The organism is Rhodovulum sp. HP10, from assembly GCF_047553435.1.
Taxonomy (GTDB): domain Bacteria; phylum Pseudomonadota; class Alphaproteobacteria; order Rhodobacterales; family Rhodobacteraceae; genus Rhodovulum.
Window position 1 is genome coordinate 2,152,161 of sequence record NZ_CP180201.1, and the last position, 19,070, is coordinate 2,171,230.

The window sequence follows — 19,070 nt, forward strand, 5'->3', positions numbered from 1 at the left end:
TTTTCGTCGAAAAATCGTGCCCGGCCCCTAGGTTGGAAATCTCCATCCCGGCTTGCGCGGAACCTTGACCGCCAGCATCGGCTTGATCAGCGGACTGGCGAAGCGGTCGAGGTCGAGCGCTTCATGCACGCCCACGACCTCTTCGCCGAATATCCTGGTGCGGACCGCCGAGCGGCAGTAGAAGGGCGCATCCAGCATGTCATGCACCTGCCGTGGCCTGTAGCCGGGATCGGCCCGCGTTTCGCGCCGGACCAGCCATTTCGACCGGGAGAAACGCGTCCGCGGCGGAGCCTCCACCACCTCGGCCCGGCCGTCCGCGTCGAAATGCACGCCCACTGCCAGCTCCGAGCCGTCCCTCACCGAGGCATCGTAGAAGCACCAGGCGCCGTTCGCCTTGGTCGGGAAGCGCCCCCAGGTCCAGTAGCTGAAATCGTCCTCGAGCGCGGCGGTGCCGAAATTGGCGTCGAAATAGCCGTGGCCTTTCCATTGCCAGCCGGGCTGGTTCAGGTCGACCTCGATCTCCGAGGACGGTGCGAAGGGGCGCCAGACATGGCTGCCATCGGCCTTGAGCGGCAGTTCGACCCCGGTCACGGCCGAGGGTGTGACCGTCACCCGGCCCTTCAGCCGGCTCATATGCGGCCAGCTCATCTCGTCGATATCGAAAACCAGCTTGCCACCGGCCCAGGTCAGCTTGGAGGGCCCGACCTCGAACGTGTCGCGGGTCTGGCGCAGTGCGTCGCGACCGCGATCGGTCATCGTCCAGCGCCCGCCCGGCCCGTAGGTCGCGACGTTGATGCAGCAGTGGTTTTCCGGGCTCTTCCGGCCCGACCAGCGATACCAGGGCGAGAATACCGAGCCGATGAAGGAGATGATCGAGATCGACCGCTCGCCGTCATGGCTTATGCCGTCGATATACCACCAGGCATAGCCGTTCGCGGGGACATCGAGAGCGAAGCACGGTCCGTCAAGATCGCCTCGGCCGCGTGCCGTCCGGAGAGGGTTGCCATCGGGATGCCCGCGCCGGGATGCGTCCCGCCCCCCGCCAGATAGAGCCCCGCGACTTTCGTCCGTGCCGTCGGCCGCTTCAGCGCCGCCGTCAGCCCGTGCGGGCTCCGCCCGTAAAGGGATCCGTCCGAGGCCGGAAACAGTTTCGCGAACTGGCGTGGCGTCGTCAGCGCCTGACTCCCTGGCCGCGGATCGAAGGTCAGCCCGAACCGGGCCAGCGTCTGGAAGGTGCGTGTCCGGCACGTCTCTTGCTCCTCGTCGGTCGGGTCTGCCCCGTCATCGACGGGCGGCCCGTTCATGATGATCTCGAACCGTTCCAGCCCTTCGGGGCTGCGGCCCGTGCCGCGGTCCTGAGCGCAGATGTAAAGCGTCGGATCCTCGGGCATCTGCCCGGCCGCGATGGGGTCGAATTCCGTGTGAGCGTCCTCGCAGAAGAAGACATTGTGGTGAACCATCTCGGGGCCGTGCGGCACTGCGGCATAGGACCACACATAGGCCGAGAGGCTGCGCGGGCGGATCGCCTCGGGGGGCACCGTCTCGCGCAGGCCCTCGCCCAGCAGCCCGGCTGCCAGCGCAGCCGGGTCGCCGTTGAACACCACCGCATCGGCCGCCAGCCGGGCGCCGCTGTCGAGATGCACCGCCGCCGTCGCACCGCGCTGGATCTCGATCCGGGTGGCGCGGCTCCCGAAGGTGAAGCGCACGCCATTGTCATGGGCCAGCTGTTCCAGCGCGCGGGCCAGCCGGTGCATGCCGCCCTCGACCCGCCAGACGCCCTGTTCCTCGGCGTGCCAGATCAGCGACAGCAGCGCGGGCGAGCGGAAGGGCGAGCCGCCGACATAGGTCGCGTAGCGCCCGAAGAGCTGGGCCAGCCGCCGGTCGGAAAAGCCCTTGCCCAGGGCCTTTGCCAGGCTCCGGTGCGGCGCCATGTCAAGCGCCAGCCAGGGATGGGTCATAACATGCCGGGTCAGGGCCCCCTGCGAGGGTTCGGCCGCGCGCATCATCGGCGCGTCGAAGGCGCGGTAGAGCCGCTCGGCCCGGCGGCAGAAGGCGCGGAACTCCTTCTCGGCCCGCGCGCCCGCGAAGCGGCCCACCGCATCGGCGCTTTGCTCGCGCGAGGCGAAGAGATCAAGCGTCGAGCCGTCCGGCCACCAGTGCCGTGCCAGGACCTCCTCGCGGTGCAGGGTGACATAGTCGGACAGCCTGGCGCCGACGCTGTCGAACAGCTCCTCGAAGACCGGGCGCAGGGTCATCACCGTGGGGCCTGCATCGACCGGGCCTGCATCGCTGGCAAAGGTGCGCATCTTGCCGCCGGGCACCGGCGCGCGGTCGACGACCTCGACCTCGAACCCGCCATGGGCCAGCCGGATCGCGGCTGAAAGCCCGCCCATCCCGGCCCCGATCACGACGACTTTTCCCGCCGATCCGGCCATTTTTGATCCACCTCAAGGAATGTTGACTCGGGACCATAGACTGTCCACCCTGATTTACAATCTTGAATGTCTCGCCGTCCTGACAGCTGCGTGGAGGGGCGGCGGGCCGAGCATTGGGGAGCCGTTCATGGACATTTCGGCGCGAATCGAGGCCGCGATGCGGCAGGCGATTGCCGAGGGGCAGGCAGGGGCCGCGCCCGGCAAACTGGCATCGGCCTTCGAATATGCCATGACGCCCGGCGGCGCCCGGATCCGGCCGACGATCTGCCTAAATGTCGCGCGCGCCTGCGGCGACGACCGCCCGGCGCTGGCCGATGCCGCCGCGATCTCGATCGAGCTGATCCATTGCGCCAGCCTCGTGCATGACGACATGCCCTGTTTCGACGATGCCGATATCCGCCGCGGCAAGCCCGCCCTGCACAAGGCCTATGGCCAGCCGCTGGCGCTTCTGACCGGCGACAGCCTGATCGTCGCGGGCTTCGAGGTGATCGCGCGGGCCGCGCATCACGACTGTGCCCGCGCGGTCGAGCTGATCCGCATCCTGGGCCAGCGTACAGGCATGCCCTATGGCATCTGCGCGGGTCAGGGCTGGGAAAGCGAGGAAAAGATCGATCTCTCGGCCTATCACCGGGCCAAGACCGGCGCGCTGTTCATCGCCGCGACCAGCATGGGCGCGGTGGCGGCCGGCCAGCCGGCCGAGCCCTGGGAAGAGCTGGGCGACCGCATCGGCGAAGCCTTCCAGGTGGCCGACGATCTGAAGGACGCGCTGCTCGATGCCGAGGCGATGGGCAAGCCCGCGGGTCAGGACGCGGCCCATGGCCGCCCCAGCGCCGTGACCGAGCTGGGCGTCGAGGGCGCGGTGCAGCGTTTCCGCGATATCCTGTCGGGCGCCATCGCCTCGATTCCCTCCTGTCCGGGCGAGGCCGATCTGGCGCAGATGGTGCGTCACATGGCCGAGCGGCTGATCCCCGAACCCGCGCGTCAGCCCGCCGAATGACCGAGATCCTCTCCGGCCCCGGACCTGCGCCAAGGCGCGGGTCCGGCTGGCGCCGCTGGCGCAACCGCAAGATCGCAAGCCCGGGCTTTCAAAGCTGGGCCAGCCGGTTCTTTCTGACCCGCGGCCATGTCCGGCGCGAGGGCGAGCGGATGTTCGATCTGGTCTCGGGCTTTGTCTACAGTCAGGTGCTGCGCGCCGTGGTCGAGCTGGACCTTCTGGAGGCCACCTGCGATGCGCCGCAAAGCCTCGCGGCGCTGGCCCATCGCGCGTCCCTTCCGGTCGAACGGATGGAGGTGCTGATGCAGGCCGGCACCGCGCTCGGCCTGTTCGAGCGCGTGGGCGGCGGCTATCAGCTTTCCGCGCTGGGCGCAGCGCTGATGGGGGCGCCGGGCGTGGTCGGCATGATCCGCCATCACGATGTCTTCTATCGCGATCTCGAGGACCCGGTGGCGCTTTTGCGCGGCGAGACCGACACGGAGCTGGCGCGGTTCTGGCCCTATGTCTTCGGCGCCGGCGCGGCCGAGGATCCCGAGACCGCAAGGCGCTATTCGGCGCTGATGGCCGACAGTCAGGCGCTGGTCGCCGAAGAGACCCTGCGCAGCGGCGCGCTGGACGGAATCGCGCGGCTGATGGATGTGGGCGGCGGTACCGGTGCCTTTCTCGCCGCGGCGGGCGCGGCCTGTCCCGGGCTGAAGATGATGCTGTTCGACCTGCCCGCTGTCGTCCCCGCCGCCGAAGATCGGTTCCGGGCGCTGGGCCTGTCGGAGCGGGTGACGGTGACGGGCGGCAGCTTCCGTGACGATCCCCTGCCCGAAGGGGCCGATGCGGTCTCGCTGGTTCGGGTCTGCTACGATCACTCGGACGAGACCGTGCGGGCGCTGATGGGGAAGATCTTCGGCGCCCTGCCGCCGGGCGGGCGGTTGATCGTTTCCGAGCCGATGGCGGGCGGCGCCCGGCCCAACCGGGCGGGAGACGCTTATTTCGCCTTCTACTGCATGGCGATGCAGACCGGGCGGGCGCGGTCCCCCGAGCGTTTGGCCGAAATGATGAAAGAGGCGGGTTTCCAAGGGGTTGAGATGCCCCCGACGCGTCGTCCCTTCATCGCCTCGGTGGTCGTGGGGCACAAGCCCGGGGCGACATAATGGTCGGTGCGATCTGTCTAAAAAAGTTGACACTCGCACCTGTCCATTTAAACTGACAAAAGCCAATCACCAATGAGTGAGTCCCGTTCAAGCGGGCAAGCGTCAGGAAGGGAGATGTCCATGGAGACGACCGCTGTCATCCTCCGGGGGCCTCGGGAAATCGGTCTCGGCAAACTCGGCCTGTCGGAGCCCGGACCCAGGGATCTTGTGGTCGAGATTTCCCATTCCGGCATTTCCACCGGCACCGAGAAGCTTTTCTATACCGGCGAGATGCCGCCCTTTCCGGGGATGGGCTATCCGCTGGTGCCGGGCTACGAATCCGCGGGCGAGGTGATCGAGGCCGGGTCCGAGACCAATTTCAAGGTCGGCGAGCATATCTTCGTCCCCGGCGCCAATTGCTACGAGGGCGCGCGCGGCCTGTTCGGCGGCTCGGCCCGGCGGCTGGTCACCGATGCCAGCCGCGTGACCCGGATCGACCCGGGGCTCGGGCCGGAAGGCGCGCTGCTGGCGTTGGCCGCGACCGCGCGCCATGCGCTGGCCGGTGTCGACAAGAAGATGCCCGAACTGATCGTCGGCCATGGTGTCCTCGGCCGCCTGCTGGCCCGCCTGACCATCGCCGCCGGCGCCCCCGCGCCCACCGTCTGGGAAATCAATCCCGACCGGCAGGGCGGCGCCATGGGCTATGAGGTGCTGCACCCCGACGACGATCCGCGCCGCGACTACCGCACCATCTACGACGCCTCGGGCGTGGGCTCGCTGCTCGATACGCTGATCACCCGCATCGCCAAGGGCGGCGAGGTGGTTCTGGCCGGGTTCTATACCGACCCGATTTCCTTCGCCTTCCCGGCCGCCTTCATGAAGGAGGCCCGGCTGCGCATCGCTGCCGAATGGGAACGCGAGGACCTGATTGCAACGCGCCAGCTCGTCGAGTCGGGTGCGCTGTCGCTGGGGGGGCTGATCACCCACAGCGTTCCGGCGGAAAAGGCCGCAGAAGCCTATGACACCGCCTTCAACGATCCTGCCTGTCTGAAAATGATCCTGAACTGGGGAGCCGTTCATGACGCTTGACGTCCCGAATATCAAAGACATCGACCAGCGCCTTCGCGATGAGGCGAACGCGCCGCTGGACGACGAAATCCCCGTGTCCGAACCCACCAAGAAGACGCAGATCATCGCGATCTACGGCAAGGGCGGCATCGGCAAGTCCTTCACGCTGGCGAATCTGTCGAACATGATGGCCGAAATGGGCAAGCGCGTCCTGTTGATCGGCTGCGACCCGAAATCGGATACCACGTCTCTTCTGTTCGGCGGCAAGGCCTGTCCGACCATCATCGAGACCTCGACCAAGAAGAAGCTCGCGGGCGAAGAGGTCGCCATCGGCGATGTCTGCTTCAAGCGCAACGGCGTCTTCGCGATGGAGCTGGGCGGGCCCGAGGTCGGCCGCGGCTGCGGCGGACGCGGCATCATCCACGGCTTCGAGTTGCTGGAGAAACTCGGCTTCCACGACTGGGATTTCGACTATGTGCTGCTCGATTTCCTCGGCGACGTGGTCTGCGGCGGCTTCGGCCTGCCGATCGCCCGCGACATGGCGCAGAAGGTGATCCTGGTCGGCTCGAACGACCTGCAATCGCTTTACGTGGCCAACAATGTCTGCTCGGCGGTCGAGTATTTCCGCAAACTCGGCGGCAATGTCGGCGTCGCGGGGCTGGTCATCAACAAGGATGACGGCACCGGCGAGGCCCAGGCCTTCGCCAAGGCGGTGGATATCCCCGTGCTGGCGGCGATCCCGCAGGACGAGGATCTGCGCCGGAAATCGGCCAATTACCAGATCGTCGGCACCCATGAAGGCCCCTGGGGCGATCTCTTTGCCGGGCTCGCCTCGGCCGTGGCCGACGCGCCGCCGATCCGTCCGGCGCCGCTGACCAATGACGGTCTGCTGGGGCTGTTCGCGCCCGAGGATGTGGGCGCCGATTTCGAACTGACCCCGGCGACCGATGCCGACATGCGCGGCAAGAACGCCAAGCCGAAGAAATCTCTCGAAGTGGTCTATGACGATGTTTGATCTCAATCAGATGTCCCGCTGGGACAATGTGCTTGAGGCCCTCTCGTGTCACGACGAGGACCGCGACCCCGCTGAAATCGCAGAAATCCAGGAGGCGCCGGCCGCGGAGGCCGCCGCGCCTGCGCGCGAACTGGAGGACGCATGACCGAAGAGGTCAAATATGACGAGGCCCACACCGCTGAGGTGATCGAGGGCACGCCCCGGGAGGCCGGAAACCCTCCCGAAGGCGCCGATCCTCGTCTGGGCGACGGCATGGGCTGCCATGCCGGAGCGGCCGAGATGGAGAAGGCGGCCCGCGCGGCGGGCGCCTCGGATATTCTCGACCAATATGCAAAGGACTACCCGCAGGGCCCGCATGACCGGCCGCAAAGCATGTGCCCGGCCTTCGGCAGCCTTCGGGTGGGGCTTCGGATGCGCCGTGTGGCGACCGTGCTGTCGGGCTCGGCCTGCTGCGTCTACGGGCTGTCCTTCGTGTCCCATTTCTACGGGGCGCGGCGGTCCATCGGCTATGTGCCGTTCAGCTCGGAGACGCTCGTCACCGGCAAGCTCTTCGAGGATATCCGCGACGCGGTGCATGAGTTGGCCGATCCCGACCGCTATGACGCGGTGGTGGTGACCAACCTCTGCGTGCCGACCGCTTCGGGCGTGCCGCTCCGGCTTCTGCCCGACGAGATCAACGGCGTGCGAATCGTCGGCATCGACGTGCCGGGATTCGGCGTGCCGACCCATGCCGAGGCCAAGGACGTGCTGGCGGGCGCGATGCTCAACTACGCCCGCAAGGAAATCGAGGCCGGCCCCGTCGCGGCGCCCGAGGGCGGCGTGTCGGACCGCCCGACCGTGACCCTTCTGGGCGAGATGTTCCCGGCCGATCCCATCGTGATCGGGCAGATGCTCGACCCGCTGGGGCTGGCTTGCGGCCCGGTCGTCCCGGCCCGCGAATGGCGCGAGCTTTACGCCGCGCTCGATTGCGGCGCGGTGGCGGCGATCCATCCGTTCTACACTGCCGCCATGCGTGAATTCGACGCGGCAGGTCGCCCGATAGTTGGGTCGGCCCCGGTGGGACATGATGGCACAGCCGCCTGGCTGGCCGGAATCGGCGATGCCTTCGGGCTGTCGGCCGACAAGGTCGCCAAGGCCCAGAACATGTTCCTGCCCGCCATCAAGGGCGCGCTGGCCAGTGCCCCGGTGAAGGGCACGATCACGCTGTCGGGCTATGAGGGCTCGGAGCTTCTGGTGGCCCGTCTTCTGATCGAGTCCGGCGCGAATATTCCTTATGTTGGAACGGCTTGCCCCAGAACGAAGCAGGCCGAGGCCGACCGTGACTGGCTGGAAGCCAAGGGCGTCAAGGTCGTCTTCCGGGCCTCGCTCGAGGATGACAAGGCCGCGGTCGACGCGATCCGGCCCGATCTGGCCGTCGGCACCACGCCCGTGGTGCAGCATGCCAAGGAGCTGGGCATCCCGTCGCTCTACTTCACGAATCTCATCTCGGCCCGTCCGCTGATGGGGCCGGCAGGCGCTGGCAGCCTTGCGCAAGTGGTAAACGCGGCCATTGCGAACAAGGGACGCATGGCGTCGATGAAGGAATTCTTCGAAGGTGTCGGCGAGGGAGACACTGCGGGGGTGTGGGAAGGAGAACCGAATCTCCATCCCGAGTTCCGCGCTCTCCAGCAGAAGAAACTGGACAAGAAACGTCGCGCCGAGAAGGCGCAGGAGATGATCTGATGCTGGTCTTGGATCACGACAGGGCAGGGGGGTACTGGGGCGCAGTCTATGCGTTCTGTGCCGTCAAGGGCCTGCAGGTGGTGATCGACGGGCCGGTCGGCTGCGAAAACTTGCCGGTCACCTCCGTCCTTCACTATACCGACGCCCTGCCCCCGCATGAGCTGCCCATCGTCGTCACCGGTCTCGGTGAGGAAGAGCTGGGCCGCGAGGGCACCGAGGGCGCGATGAAACGCGCCTGGAAGACGCTCGATCCCGTGCTTCCCGCGGTGGTCGTCACCGGCTCCATCGCCGAGATGATCGGCGGCGGCGTCACGCCCCAGGGCACCAATATCCAGCGCTTCCTGCCGCGCACCATCGACGAGGATCAATGGGAAGCGGCGGACCGGGCGATGACCTGGATCTTCACCGAATTCGGCATGACCAAGGGCCGGATGCCGCCCGAGAAACCGCGCGAAGAAGGGGCGAAGCCCCGCGTGAACATCCTCGGGCCGATGTATGGCGTCTTCAACATGCCCTCGGACCTGGCCGAGATCCGGCGGCTGGTCGAGGGTATCGGGGCCGAGGTCAACATGGTGATGCCGCTGGGTGCCCATGTGGCCGAGATGCGGAACCTGGTGAATGCCGATGTGAACGTCGTGATGTATCGCGAATTCGGCCGGGGTCTCGCCGAGGTTCTGGGAAAGCCCTATCTGCAGGCGCCGATCGGCATCGATTCGACGACGAAGTTCCTGCGCAAGCTGGGCGAGATGCTGGGACTCGATCCCGAGCCCTTCATAGCGCGCGAAAAGCACTCGACGATCAAGCCGGTCTGGGACCTGTGGCGTTCGGTCACGCAGGACTTCTTTGCCACGGCAAGCTTCGCCATCGTCGCCAACGAGACCTATGCCCGCGGCGTGCGGCACTTCCTCGAGGCCGATCTGGGGCTGCCCTGCGCCTTTGCAGTGGCCCGCCAACGCGGCGCAAAGACCAACAATGCCGAGGTTCGCGCGCTGATGGGGCAGAAACGGCCGCTGGTCGTCTTCGGCTCGATCAACGAGAAGATCTACCTCGCCGAGCTGTCGGCCGGTCATGGCCCCAAACCCGCCTTCATCCCCGCGGGTTTCCCGGGTGCGGCGATCCGGCGCGCGACGGGCACCCCCTTTATGGGGTACGCCGGTGCCACGTATCTGGTTCAGGAAGTGTGCAATTCCTTGTTCGACGCGCTCTTCCATATCCTGCCGCTCGGGACCGAGATGGATTCGGCTTCTGCAACGCCGACCCGACTGCGGCGCGATTTTCCCTGGGATGAGGACGCCCAGGCACTGCTCGACAGGATCGTGGCCGAACACCCCGTCCTGACACGCATCTCTGCCGCGAAATCCCTGCGCGACGCCGCCGAGAAGGCCGCGCTCGAGCAAGGGGCAGAACGAGTGGTGCTTGAAACCATCGAGGCCCTGGCACCTTCAGGCTTCGCCCGCCCTTCTTCGAAAGGAGAGACGAAATGACTGACCAGACTTCCGACGTTCACCTGGTACGTGGCCACCGTCCGCCGAAGGCGGAGTTCATGGTCTATTTCACGATTATCTTCATCGCCGCGCTGCCGCTGGCCTTCATCGCCTCCTTCCTGGCGATGGTCCGGCAGGGCGACCTGAAGACCAAGGGGCCGATCGCCCGCGCCTGGAGCCAGGCACGGATCATCACCCCCATGATTTTCTCCGCCTGAGAAGGTGGAGTTCCGAAATTCGCCCACCCCCCGGTTGGGCGAATAGCCGGCAGGGATAAAACCTTGTCGGGACCCGGCCGCCGGGGTGCGCGGCATCAGTCTGACGATCCGGAGGAAAGTTAATGGCTGAATCTGACGTGTCGTTCACCGGTCTGACCGACGAGCAGGCGCAAGAAATTCACGCTGTCTACATGAGCGGGCTTTGGCTGTTCTCGGCCGTCGCCGTGCTGGCTCACCTGGCAGTGTACATCTGGCGCCCGTGGCTCTGAGAAGAGGACCTGAGAAATGGCTAAATTCTACAAGATCTGGATGATCTTCGACCCCCGTCGCGTGCTCGTTGCGCAGGGCGTCTTCCTGTTCCTGCTGGCTGTGATGATTCACCTCGTCCTGCTGAGCACGGACTACTTCAACTGGCTGACCATCGCCGCCGAGAAAGCCGCAGGCGCGTAAGCGTCCCCGTGGCTTCCGGATGTGAGCAGTCGGAAGTGACACCAAATGCTGCGGGCGGGAGCCCCGATCTCCCGCCCGCGGCAATCTCGAAGAACAAGGACGGCTGAGGCCCGGACGGACACGGCCGCCATTTGCGGAGACAGACGATGGCACTGCTCAGTTTTGAGAGAAAGTATCGCGTCCGTGGAGGGACGCTCATCGGTGGCGATCTGTTCGACTTTTGGGTGGGGCCTTTCTTTGTGGGCTTCTTCGGAGTGACGACGATCTTCTTCGCCACCCTCGGAACCGCCATGATCTTCTGGGGCGCCGCGCTTCAGGGGACATTCAACCCGCTGAAGATCCACATCGCGCCGCCGGATCTCAGCTATGGGCTCAGCATCGCGCCGCTCGCCGAGGGCGGGCTTTGGCAATTCATCACGCTCTGCGCTATCGGTGCGTTCGTGAGCTGGGCTCTGCGCGAAGTGGAGATCTGCCGCAAGCTTGGCATCGGGTATCATATTCCGATCGCCTTCAGCGTGGCGATCTTCGCCTATGTGACGCTGCAAGTGTTCCGCCCGATGCTGATGGGCGCCTGGGGGCACGCGTTCCCCTATGGCATCTTCACCCATCTCGACTGGGTGTCGAACACCGGCTACCACTATCTGCACTTCCACTATAACCCGTTCCACATGCTGGGCGTGTCGCTGTTCTTCGCCACCTGTCTGGCGCTCGCGCTGCATGGCGGTCTGATCCTGTCGGCCTGCAATCCGGAAAAGGGTGAAGAGGCGAAGACGCCGGATCACGAAGACAGCTTCTTCCGCGACCTTATCGGGTATTCGATCGGGACGCTCGGGATTCACCGCGCCGGCTGGCTTCTGGCCATCAATGCGGTCTTCTTCTCGGCGGTCTGCATCATCATCTCCGGTCCGCTCTGGACCGAGGGCTGGCCCGAATGGTGGACCTGGTGGAGCAACCTGCCGATCTGGCCTGAAGCCATTCCGGCTGTCCAGGGGAGCATGTAACCATGGCTGAATATCAGAACATCTTCACCCAGGTGCAGGTCCAGGGGCCCGGCGACTGGGGCATGGACAACGAGAACAACATGATGGAAGAGCGGGCCGCAGGCATCGGCCACTTCTCCATCCTCGGTTGGCTCGGCAACGCCCAGCTCGGCCCGATCTATCTGGGCTATACCGGCGTGATCTCGTTGATCGCGGGCGCCTTCGCGTTCCTCATCATCGGGCTCAACATGCTGGCCCAGGTCGACTGGTCGCTGGTGCAGCTGCTGCGGCAGGGCTTCTGGCTCGCGCTCGAACCGCCCTCGCCGGAATACGGCCTGCGCATTCCGCCGCTGAAGGATGGCGGCTGGTACATGATCGCCAGCTTCTTCCTGCTGATCTCGGTCTGGGCCTGGTGGGCACGTACCTACATGCTCGCCGTCGAGCACAAGATGGGCAAGCACATTGCCTGGGCGTTCCTGTCGGCGATCTGGCTGTTCATGGTGCTGGGCTTCTTCCGCCCGATCCTGATGGGCTCCTGGTCGGAAATGGTGCCCTACGGCATCTTCCCGCACCTCGACTGGACCACCGCCTTCTCGATCCGGTACGGCAACCTCTACTACAACCCGTTCCACGCGCTCTCGATCGCGTTCCTCTATGGCTCTGCCCTGCTGTTCGCGATGCATGGCGGCACCATCCTCGCCGTGACCCGCTTCGGCGGCGACCGCGAGCTGGAGCAGATCTACGACCGCGGGACCGCGTCCGAGCGTGCCGCCCTGTTCTGGCGCTGGACCATGGGCTTCAATGCCACCATGGAAGGCATTCACCGCTGGGCCTGGTGGTTCGCGGTTCTGACCCCGCTGACCGGCGGGATCGGCATCCTGCTCACGGGCACTGTCGTCGACAACTGGTATATCTGGGCCCAGGAGCACAACTTCGTCACGGAGTACACTCAGCCCTACGGCGTTGACGCCTATGTCGGGCAAGGAGGCTGATCATGATGCTTAAGTTCCCGAAATGGTTCTTCAAATGGAGTGAGGAGAACCCGACCGACCTGATGGGTCCGGCGATCCTCGTGGGGACTGTGGGCGGTGCAGTGGCGGTGGCTGCGATCATCGTGGCCTTCGGCAACCCCAATGCCACCATCGACCAGCAGACCGGCCCCCGCGGCATCGGGATGGCGGTGTCCAAATTCGTCAAGGACAACCCCCAATTCGATGTCTACGAGGCCGAGTATCAGGTCTTCGACCGGGTCGAGGCGCCGGAAGGCACCCCGACCGCGGCCGAGGCCTATGGCGACAGCGTCATCGCCTTCGGCGACATGGACCAGGCCAATTTCGACCAGCTCACCAAGGCGATGAGTGCCTGGGTCGGCACGGATGTGGTGCTTTATGACAATGGCGAGGTCGACGAGACCACGCTGGCGATCACCGAGAACTGCATCGAGGCGACCCAGTATCTCAACGACTCCTGGGACACGCACAACCTCGCCACCGAAGGCAAGGGCGTGAACTGCTACACCTGCCACCGGGGTCAGCCGACCCCTCCCGGCTCGTGGATGAAATCCGGCTACGTCAACAGTGCCATGGAAGGCTGGTCCGGCGTTCAGAACCGCCTGATCGTGGGCCGCAAATATACCGACAGCCAGTACACGTCGCTGCCGGTGGATGCGCTGGAAAAACTGCTGCTTGACGGCGAGACCATCAAGGTCACCGATACCGAAAGCCGCGTCGACCAGCAGAAGGGCGACCCGACCTGGCAGAATGCCGAACGCACCTTCAGCCTGATGAACCATCAGGCCAATGCGCTCAATGTCGGGTGCGTCTACTGCCACAACACCCGGGCCTTCTACGATCCGACCCAGGTGACGCCGCAATGGTCGGTCACGACGCTTGCGCAGCAGATGTCGATCGACATCAACCAGACCTTCTACGAGCCGCGCTCGGAGATCCTGGGGCATGAATCGGCCAAGGTTGACTGCATGACCTGCCACATGGGCGTCATCAGCCCGCTGAACGGCCATGACATGGTCGCCGAATGGCCGGAACTGGCCGCTCCGGCGGACTGATCTGAGACTTCGAAGGGGCGGCCGCAAGAGCCGCCCTTTCCCCTCATCGGGTCCCTGGCGGGGCCCGGTATTCGGGGCCTCCACACCCCGGTTCCCTTCCTGTCAGACACAGGACACTGGCGCCGTGTGGGGAACAGACCACACGGCGCTTTTTTCATAACGGAAACGCGCAGGAGACGACCCATGACAGTCAAGCCTCCGACCTCGACCCCGATCCTGGACCGTGTCGCCGGTCCTGCCGATCTCAAGGGCATGAGCCAGGCCGATCTGACGCTGCTGGCGCGCGACCTCCGCGAAGAGGTGATCTCGGTCGTCGCCCGGACCGGCGGGCATCTGGGCTCGTCGCTCGGTGTGGTCGAGCTGACCGTCGCGCTGCATGCCGTATTCAACACGCCCTTCGACAAGCTGGTCTGGGATGTCAGCCACCAGTGCTATCCGCACAAGATCCTGACCGGGCGCCGCGACCGGATGCATACGCTGCGTCAGGGCGGCGGGCTTGCCGGGTTCTGCAAACGCTCGGAAAGCGACTATGATGCCTTCGGCGCCGGCCACAGCTCGACCTCGATCTCGGCGGCGCTCGGCTTCGCTGTCGGCCGCGACATGGGCCAGCCGACGGGCGATGCCATCGCGGTGATCGGCGACGGCTCGATCAGCGCCGGCATGGCCTATGAGGCGCTGAACAATGCCGGGCATGAAAAGCGCCGCCTCTTCGTGATCCTGAACGACAACGAGATGTCCATCGCCCCGCCCGTGGGCGCGATGTCGAAATATCTCTCGGGGCTCTATCACGAGACGCCGCTGGGCAAGCTCAAGGACATGGCCGAGGATTTCGAGGCCGCGCTGCCCGGCCCGATCCGCGAGGGCGCGCGCCGCGCGCGTCAGCTCGTCACCGGCTTCCCGGGCGGCGGGACGCTCTTCGAGGAACTGGGCTTCGATTATATCGGTCCGATCGACGGCCATGACATGAGCCAGCTGCTGACGGTGCTGCGCGCCGCCCGCGCGCGGGCCTCGGGACCGGTCCTGATCCATGTCTGCACCGTCAAGGGCAAGGGCTACCGGCCCGCCGAGACCTCGGCCGATCGCGGCCATGGCGTGTCGAAGTTCGATGTCGCCTCGGGCACACAGAAGAAAAGCGCGCCCAATGCGCCCTCCTATACCTCGGTCTTCGGCCGGACCCTGACCGACGAGGCCGCGCGCGACGCTAAGATCGTCGGCATCACCGCCGCGATGCCCTCGGGCACCGGGCTCGACATCCTGCAGGACCGTTTCCCGAAACGGGTCTTCGATGTCGGCATCGCCGAACAGCACGCGGTGACCTTCGCGGGCGGCATGGCGGCCTCGGGGCTGAAGCCCTTCGTCGCCATCTACTCGACCTTCCTGCAGCGCGGCTATGACCAGATCGTCCATGACGTGGTGCTGCAGAAACTGCCGGTCCGCTTCTGCATCGACCGCGCGGGGCTGGTCGGCGCCGACGGTTCGACCCATGCCGGCGCCTTCGACGTGGCCTTCCTGTCGAACCTGCCGGGCATGGTGGTGATGGGGGCGGGCGACGAGGCCGAGCTTCGCCACATGGTCGCCACCGCCGCCGCCTATGACGAGGGCCCGATCTCGTTCCGCTATCCGCGCGGCGAAGGCATGGGCGTCGAGATGCCCGAGCGCGGACAGGTGCTGGAAATCGGCAAGGGCCGTGTCATGCGCGAGGGCAGCAAGGTCGCGCTTCTGTCCTTCGGGGCGCCTCTGGTCGACTGCCTCGCGGCCGCCGATGCGCTCGAGGCGCGGGGCGTCTCGGTCACCGTCGCCGATGCCCGCTTCGCCAAGCCACTCGATACCGATCTGATCGCGCGGCTGGTCAGGGAGCATGAGGCGCTGGTCACCGTCGAGCATGGCGCCGAGGGCGGTTTCGGTGCGCTGGTCCTGCACTGGCTGGCCCGGACCGGGCGGCTCGATGGCGGGATCTCGGTGCGCACCATGACCCTGCCCGATGCTTTCATCGAGCAGGCGAGCCCGGCCGAGATGTATGCCGAGGCAAAGCTGACCGCGCAGGACATCGCCGCGACCGCGCTGCAGGCCCTGGGGGTCGCCCCCGGACAATTCGGTCAGGTCAGCGCCTGAGCCCGGAGCCGGGACCAAAGCTCTCCGCGACGGGGCCTCGTCCGGGAAACCGGGCGGTGCCCTGCCGCCTTCGCGAGGTCTCAGCGGCCGCGGGCCAGTTTCAGTGCCTCGATCAGGGTCTCGCGGTCGCCGACATGGTTGGCGAGGATCAGGATCAGCCGCGCGTTCAGCGCCTGGCTTTCGGTTTCCGACAGCCCGCGATGGGCGGCCAGCAATTCGGCGTAGAACCCGTCGGGATCGGGCAGGTTCGGATCGGTGATCAGCTTCATTCCCGTCCCTCCCACATCGCCCGCAGCGCGGCCGTGATCTCGCGGGGCCCGGCCGTCACCCAGCGCGCGGCCACCACCCGGTCGGGTCGGATCAGGTAGATCGCCCGCTCGGCATCGCCCAGATAGCGCGCCCGGAGCGTGGGGTCGGCCCGCAGCACCAGAGCCGGAACCGGCAGGCCCTCGGGTGCGGCGCAGTTGATCGCCAGCACCATCGCTCCGGTCCCGGGCTCGTCCAGCAGCCAGCCGGTGCCGATCCGCGCCTCGGGGGCGGCCGCACCGGGCCGGGCCCCGACGGGCAGCAGCGGGTCGTCGGGCGCGCCGGTCCGATAGATGCAGGGCAGGGCCAGCCGCCCGGCATTGACCCATTCGCGGGCGAAGGCGGTCTCGCGCGCCAGCGCCAGCACCTGGTCCCGGAACAGGCGTTCGATCCCGGGAGCGGGCGAGATGAAATCGGCAGCCCGGACGGAATCGCGCAGGTTCTCGTCGGCGGCCTGCACCCGCTCGCGGTTGTAGCTCTCCAGAAGCCGCTCATCGGCGCGGCCCTCCAGCACGGCGGCCAGCTTCCAGCCCAGATTCTCGACATCCCGAAGCCCGCCATTAGCGCCCCGGGCCGAGAAGGGCGGCACCAGATGCGCGGCATCGCCGAGGAAGATCACCCGGCCATGCACGAACTCGGCCAGCCTGCGGCTCTGGAAGGTGTAGACCGACACCCATTCGAGGTCGAAATCGGGGCCGACTACGGCCTGGATCCGCGGGATCACCCGTTCCGGCCGGACCTCTTCGGCGGCATTTGCATCGCGGCCGAGCTGCAGGTCGATGCGGTAGATATTGTCGGCCTGCGGCATCAGCATCGCCGACTGGCCGGAATGGAAGGAGGGGTCGAACCAGAACCAGCGCTCGGCCGGGAAATCGGCCTCCATCTCGATATCGGCGACCAGAAAGCGCTCTTCGTGCGAGGCGCCGCCCTCGAAATCCAGATCCAGCAGCGCGCGGGTCAGCGAGCGGGCGCCGTCGCAGGCCAGCAGATAATCGGCGCTCAGCCGGTAGGAGCCGTCCGGCGTTCTGATCGTCAGCTCGACCCCGTCCCCGGTCTGATCGACGCCGGTCAGGCGGTTGCGGAAGCGCAGATCGATCAAGGGCTCGGCCAGGGCGCGCTCGATCAGGATGTCCTCGACATGGTATTGCTGCAGATTGGCGAAGGGCGGGAAGCGTTCGGCGCCGGTTTCGGCCATGTCGAAGCTGAAGATCTCTTCGTCGCCATGGCTGATTCGCCCGATGCTCCAGGGCACGGCCCGCGCCATGATCTTCTCGAAGATGCCGAGGCGCGCGAAGAATTGCAGGCTGCGCTGCGACCAGACAATGGCGCGCGAGCCGACCGCGAGCGAGGATTTGTCCTCGAGCACCACCGAGGCGATGCCGAGCCGCGCAAGATCCAGCGCCATCGCCAGCCCGACCGGTCCCGCGCCCACCACGACGACGCGGTGATGCGGCTCCGGCCCGCTCAGGCCGGGCGGAGCGGAATAGGGAAGCTGCTTGCTGTCATAGGCCATCACGCATCCTCCAGAGGCGGCGCGTTGCCGGGCAGGCCCGGGGCGGCGCGTCGGCGGATCCGGAGGCACGAAAGCGCGATGATTCCGATGCGACCCGCAGGTCGCCGCGGACGGCCCCTCTCCTCATCGCAGTCTCCCACACCGGTTCTTGTTCTTATCCGCTGTTCGGGGGGTAACCTCTGCTACTCTACAGGGCTCTGCAACCGGTTTTTTCAGACTGGATTTACAGCCCCGCCACGGTCAGGCTGACGCTTGTGGAGCGCCGGGAAGCCGGGCGGGTGGCCGGGGAGGCGGCCCGTCGGCGGATCATGTGGGAGGAGCTTGAAGATGAGCGGAATAGTGATCCTTGGAGCGGCACGGACCGCGATCGGCACATTCGGGGGCAGCCTTGCGGGCGTGCCGCCGATCGCGCTTGGCGCGACGGTGGCGAAGGCCGCGCTGGCGCGGGCCAGGCTTCCGGCCGACCGGGTCGGGCACGTGGTCTTCGGCCATGTCATCAATACCGAGCCGCGCGACATGTATCTCGGCCGGGTCGCGGCGCTGGAGGCCGGCGTGCCCGACACCGTGCCCGCGATGAATGTCAACCGGCTCTGCGGGTCGGGGGCGCAGGCCATCGTCTCGGTGATGCAGGCGCTGATGCTGAACGAGGCCGATTTCGGGCTGGCCGGCGGTGCCGAATGCATGAGCCGCTCGCCGCATATCCTGACGGATGCGCGCTGGGGCCGGAAGATGGGCGACAGCGCGGCCGGTGACATGATGCTGGGCGCGCTGAGCTGTCCGTTCGGGTCGGGCCATATGGGCGTGACCGCCGAGAATGTGGCCGAGGCCCATGGCGTGTCGCGGGCAGATCAGGACGCCTTCGCGATGCAGAGCCAGGAGCGCGCCGCCTGGGCCATCGCCGAGGGGCGGTTCGATGATCAGATCGTGCCCATCGAGGTACAGCAGCGGCGCGAGACCGTGGCCTTCCGGGTCGACGAGCATCCCAAGGCCACGAGCCTCGACGGTCTGGCGGGGCTCCGTCCTGCCTTCCGCAAGGACGGCACGGTCACGGCGGGAAATGCCAGCGGCATCAATGATGGCGCGGCTGCCGTGGTTCTGGCCCGTGAGGAGGCGGCCGGGGCGGCCGATCTGGTGCCGCTGGCCCGGATCGTCGGCTATGCCCATGCCGGGGTGGCGCCCGAGGTGATGGGGATCGGGCCGGTGCCCGCGGTCGAGGCGCTTTGCGCGCGGACCGGGCTGAAGGTCGGGGATTTCGACGTGATCGAAAGCAACGAGGCTTTTGCCGCGCAGGCGCTGGCGGTCAGCCGGATGCTTGGGCTCGACCCGGCGAAGGTGAACCCCAATGGCGGAGCCATCGCGCTGGGCCATCCGGTCGGGGCGACCGGCGCGATCCTGACGGTGAAGGCGCTGTACGAGCTGGACCGGAGCGGTGGGCGCCTGGCGCTGGTGACTATGTGCATCGGTGGCGGTCAGGGGATCGCGCTGGCGCTGGAACGGATCTGATCCGGCGGAGGCTCCTTTCGGGGCCAGTCTCTCACTGGGGCGCGCCCCTGCCGGGCGCGCCGTTTCGGGTATTTTCGCCAA

At 66.7% G+C, this 19,070-nt stretch carries 19 protein-coding genes; 15 read left to right on the forward strand and 4 right to left on the reverse strand.

Going from position 1 to position 19,070, the window contains the following annotated elements; all coding sequences use genetic code 11:
• Positions 1-27 precede the first annotated feature (27 nt).
• The gene (crtC, locus tag ACK8CO_RS10150) at positions 28-903 is read right to left on the reverse strand and encodes a carotenoid 1,2-hydratase (protein WP_414899014.1); all 876 of its coding nucleotides are present in this window, start codon (positions 901-903) and stop codon (positions 28-30) included.
• Complete coding sequence (gene crtD / locus ACK8CO_RS10155) at positions 900-2,435, reverse strand: 1-hydroxycarotenoid 3,4-desaturase CrtD (RefSeq protein ID WP_414896550.1); 1,536 nt, start codon at positions 2,433-2,435, stop codon at positions 900-902. The genes crtC and crtD overlap by 4 nt, the downstream gene beginning before the upstream one ends.
• A gap of 127 nt (positions 2,436-2,562) precedes the next feature.
• On the opposite strand from crtD, the gene ACK8CO_RS10160 reads away from it, so the two are divergent.
• The 14 genes from ACK8CO_RS10160 to dxs all read left to right on the forward strand — a co-directional run bounded on the left by ACK8CO_RS10160 (position 2,563) and on the right by dxs (position 15,667).
• Positions 2,563-3,432: a polyprenyl synthetase family protein gene (locus ACK8CO_RS10160; protein WP_414896551.1), complete on the forward strand. Its 870-nt coding sequence runs from the start codon at positions 2,563-2,565 to the stop codon at positions 3,430-3,432.
• A complete protein-coding gene (locus tag ACK8CO_RS10165) occupies positions 3,429-4,574 on the forward strand; it encodes a methyltransferase (RefSeq protein WP_414896552.1) in 1,146 nt (381 codons plus the stop codon). The genes ACK8CO_RS10160 and ACK8CO_RS10165 overlap by 4 nt, the downstream gene beginning before the upstream one ends.
• Before the next feature lie 120 nt (positions 4,575-4,694).
• Positions 4,695-5,642 carry a chlorophyll synthesis pathway protein BchC gene (gene bchC / locus ACK8CO_RS10170; protein WP_414896553.1) on the forward strand — a complete coding sequence of 316 codons (948 nt, stop codon included), beginning with the start codon at positions 4,695-4,697 and terminating at the stop codon, positions 5,640-5,642.
• On the forward strand, positions 5,632-6,636 hold the full coding sequence (locus tag ACK8CO_RS10175; protein ID WP_080617775.1) for a chlorophyllide a reductase iron protein subunit X: 1,005 nt from the start codon (positions 5,632-5,634) through the stop codon (positions 6,634-6,636). The genes bchC and ACK8CO_RS10175 overlap by 11 nt, the downstream gene beginning before the upstream one ends.
• A complete protein-coding gene (locus ACK8CO_RS10180) occupies positions 6,623-6,781 on the forward strand; it encodes a hypothetical protein (protein WP_414896554.1) in 159 nt (52 codons plus the stop codon). Before ACK8CO_RS10175 ends, ACK8CO_RS10180 begins: the two co-directional genes overlap by 14 nt.
• Positions 6,778-8,358 (forward strand): chlorophyllide a reductase subunit Y, encoded by a 1,581-nt coding sequence (gene bchY, locus ACK8CO_RS10185; protein ID WP_414896555.1) that lies wholly within the window; start codon positions 6,778-6,780, stop codon positions 8,356-8,358. Before ACK8CO_RS10180 ends, bchY begins: the two co-directional genes overlap by 4 nt.
• On the forward strand, positions 8,358-9,842 hold the full coding sequence (bchZ, locus tag ACK8CO_RS10190) for a chlorophyllide a reductase subunit Z (protein ID WP_080617773.1): 1,485 nt from the start codon (positions 8,358-8,360) through the stop codon (positions 9,840-9,842). The genes bchY and bchZ overlap by 1 nt, the downstream gene beginning before the upstream one ends.
• A complete protein-coding gene (gene pufQ / locus ACK8CO_RS10195) occupies positions 9,839-10,060 on the forward strand; it encodes a cytochrome PufQ (protein ID WP_080617772.1) in 222 nt (73 codons plus the stop codon). Before bchZ ends, pufQ begins: the two co-directional genes overlap by 4 nt.
• A 122-nt stretch (positions 10,061-10,182) precedes the next feature.
• On the forward strand, positions 10,183-10,329 hold the full coding sequence (pufB, locus tag ACK8CO_RS10200; RefSeq protein ID WP_042458389.1) for a light-harvesting antenna LH1, beta subunit: 147 nt from the start codon (positions 10,183-10,185) through the stop codon (positions 10,327-10,329).
• Between the two features lie 16 nt (positions 10,330-10,345).
• The gene (gene pufA, locus ACK8CO_RS10205) at positions 10,346-10,510 is read left to right on the forward strand and encodes a light-harvesting antenna LH1, alpha subunit (RefSeq protein WP_042458393.1); all 165 of its coding nucleotides are present in this window, start codon (positions 10,346-10,348) and stop codon (positions 10,508-10,510) included.
• Between the two features lie 146 nt (positions 10,511-10,656).
• Positions 10,657-11,511 carry a photosynthetic reaction center subunit L gene (gene pufL / locus ACK8CO_RS10210; protein WP_075783879.1) on the forward strand — a complete coding sequence of 285 codons (855 nt, stop codon included), beginning with the start codon at positions 10,657-10,659 and terminating at the stop codon, positions 11,509-11,511.
• Positions 11,512-11,513: 2 nt separating this feature from the next.
• The gene (pufM, locus tag ACK8CO_RS10215; protein ID WP_080617771.1) at positions 11,514-12,482 is read left to right on the forward strand and encodes a photosynthetic reaction center subunit M; all 969 of its coding nucleotides are present in this window, start codon (positions 11,514-11,516) and stop codon (positions 12,480-12,482) included.
• Between the two features lie 2 nt (positions 12,483-12,484).
• The gene (pufC, locus tag ACK8CO_RS10220) at positions 12,485-13,555 is read left to right on the forward strand and encodes a photosynthetic reaction center cytochrome PufC (RefSeq protein WP_080617770.1); all 1,071 of its coding nucleotides are present in this window, start codon (positions 12,485-12,487) and stop codon (positions 13,553-13,555) included.
• 183 nt (positions 13,556-13,738) lie between these two features.
• Positions 13,739-15,667 (forward strand): 1-deoxy-D-xylulose-5-phosphate synthase, encoded by a 1,929-nt coding sequence (gene dxs, locus ACK8CO_RS10225; RefSeq protein WP_414896556.1) that lies wholly within the window; start codon positions 13,739-13,741, stop codon positions 15,665-15,667.
• A gap of 80 nt (positions 15,668-15,747) precedes the next feature.
• On the opposite strand, the gene ACK8CO_RS10230 is transcribed toward dxs, so the two are convergent.
• Both ACK8CO_RS10230 and ACK8CO_RS10235 read right to left on the reverse strand, forming a co-directional pair.
• Positions 15,748-15,936, reverse strand: coding sequence for a DUF2783 domain-containing protein (locus ACK8CO_RS10230; protein ID WP_414896557.1), 189 nt, complete (start codon positions 15,934-15,936; stop codon positions 15,748-15,750).
• Positions 15,933-17,486 carry an FAD-dependent monooxygenase gene (locus ACK8CO_RS10235; RefSeq protein ID WP_414896558.1) on the reverse strand — a complete coding sequence of 518 codons (1,554 nt, stop codon included), beginning with the start codon at positions 17,484-17,486 and terminating at the stop codon, positions 15,933-15,935. The genes ACK8CO_RS10230 and ACK8CO_RS10235 overlap by 4 nt, the downstream gene beginning before the upstream one ends.
• A gap of 327 nt (positions 17,487-17,813) precedes the next feature.
• Between ACK8CO_RS10235 and bktB the strand changes: the two genes are divergently transcribed.
• On the forward strand, positions 17,814-18,989 hold the full coding sequence (bktB, locus tag ACK8CO_RS10240; RefSeq protein WP_080617766.1) for a beta-ketothiolase BktB: 1,176 nt from the start codon (positions 17,814-17,816) through the stop codon (positions 18,987-18,989).
• Positions 18,990-19,070 lie beyond the last annotated feature (81 nt).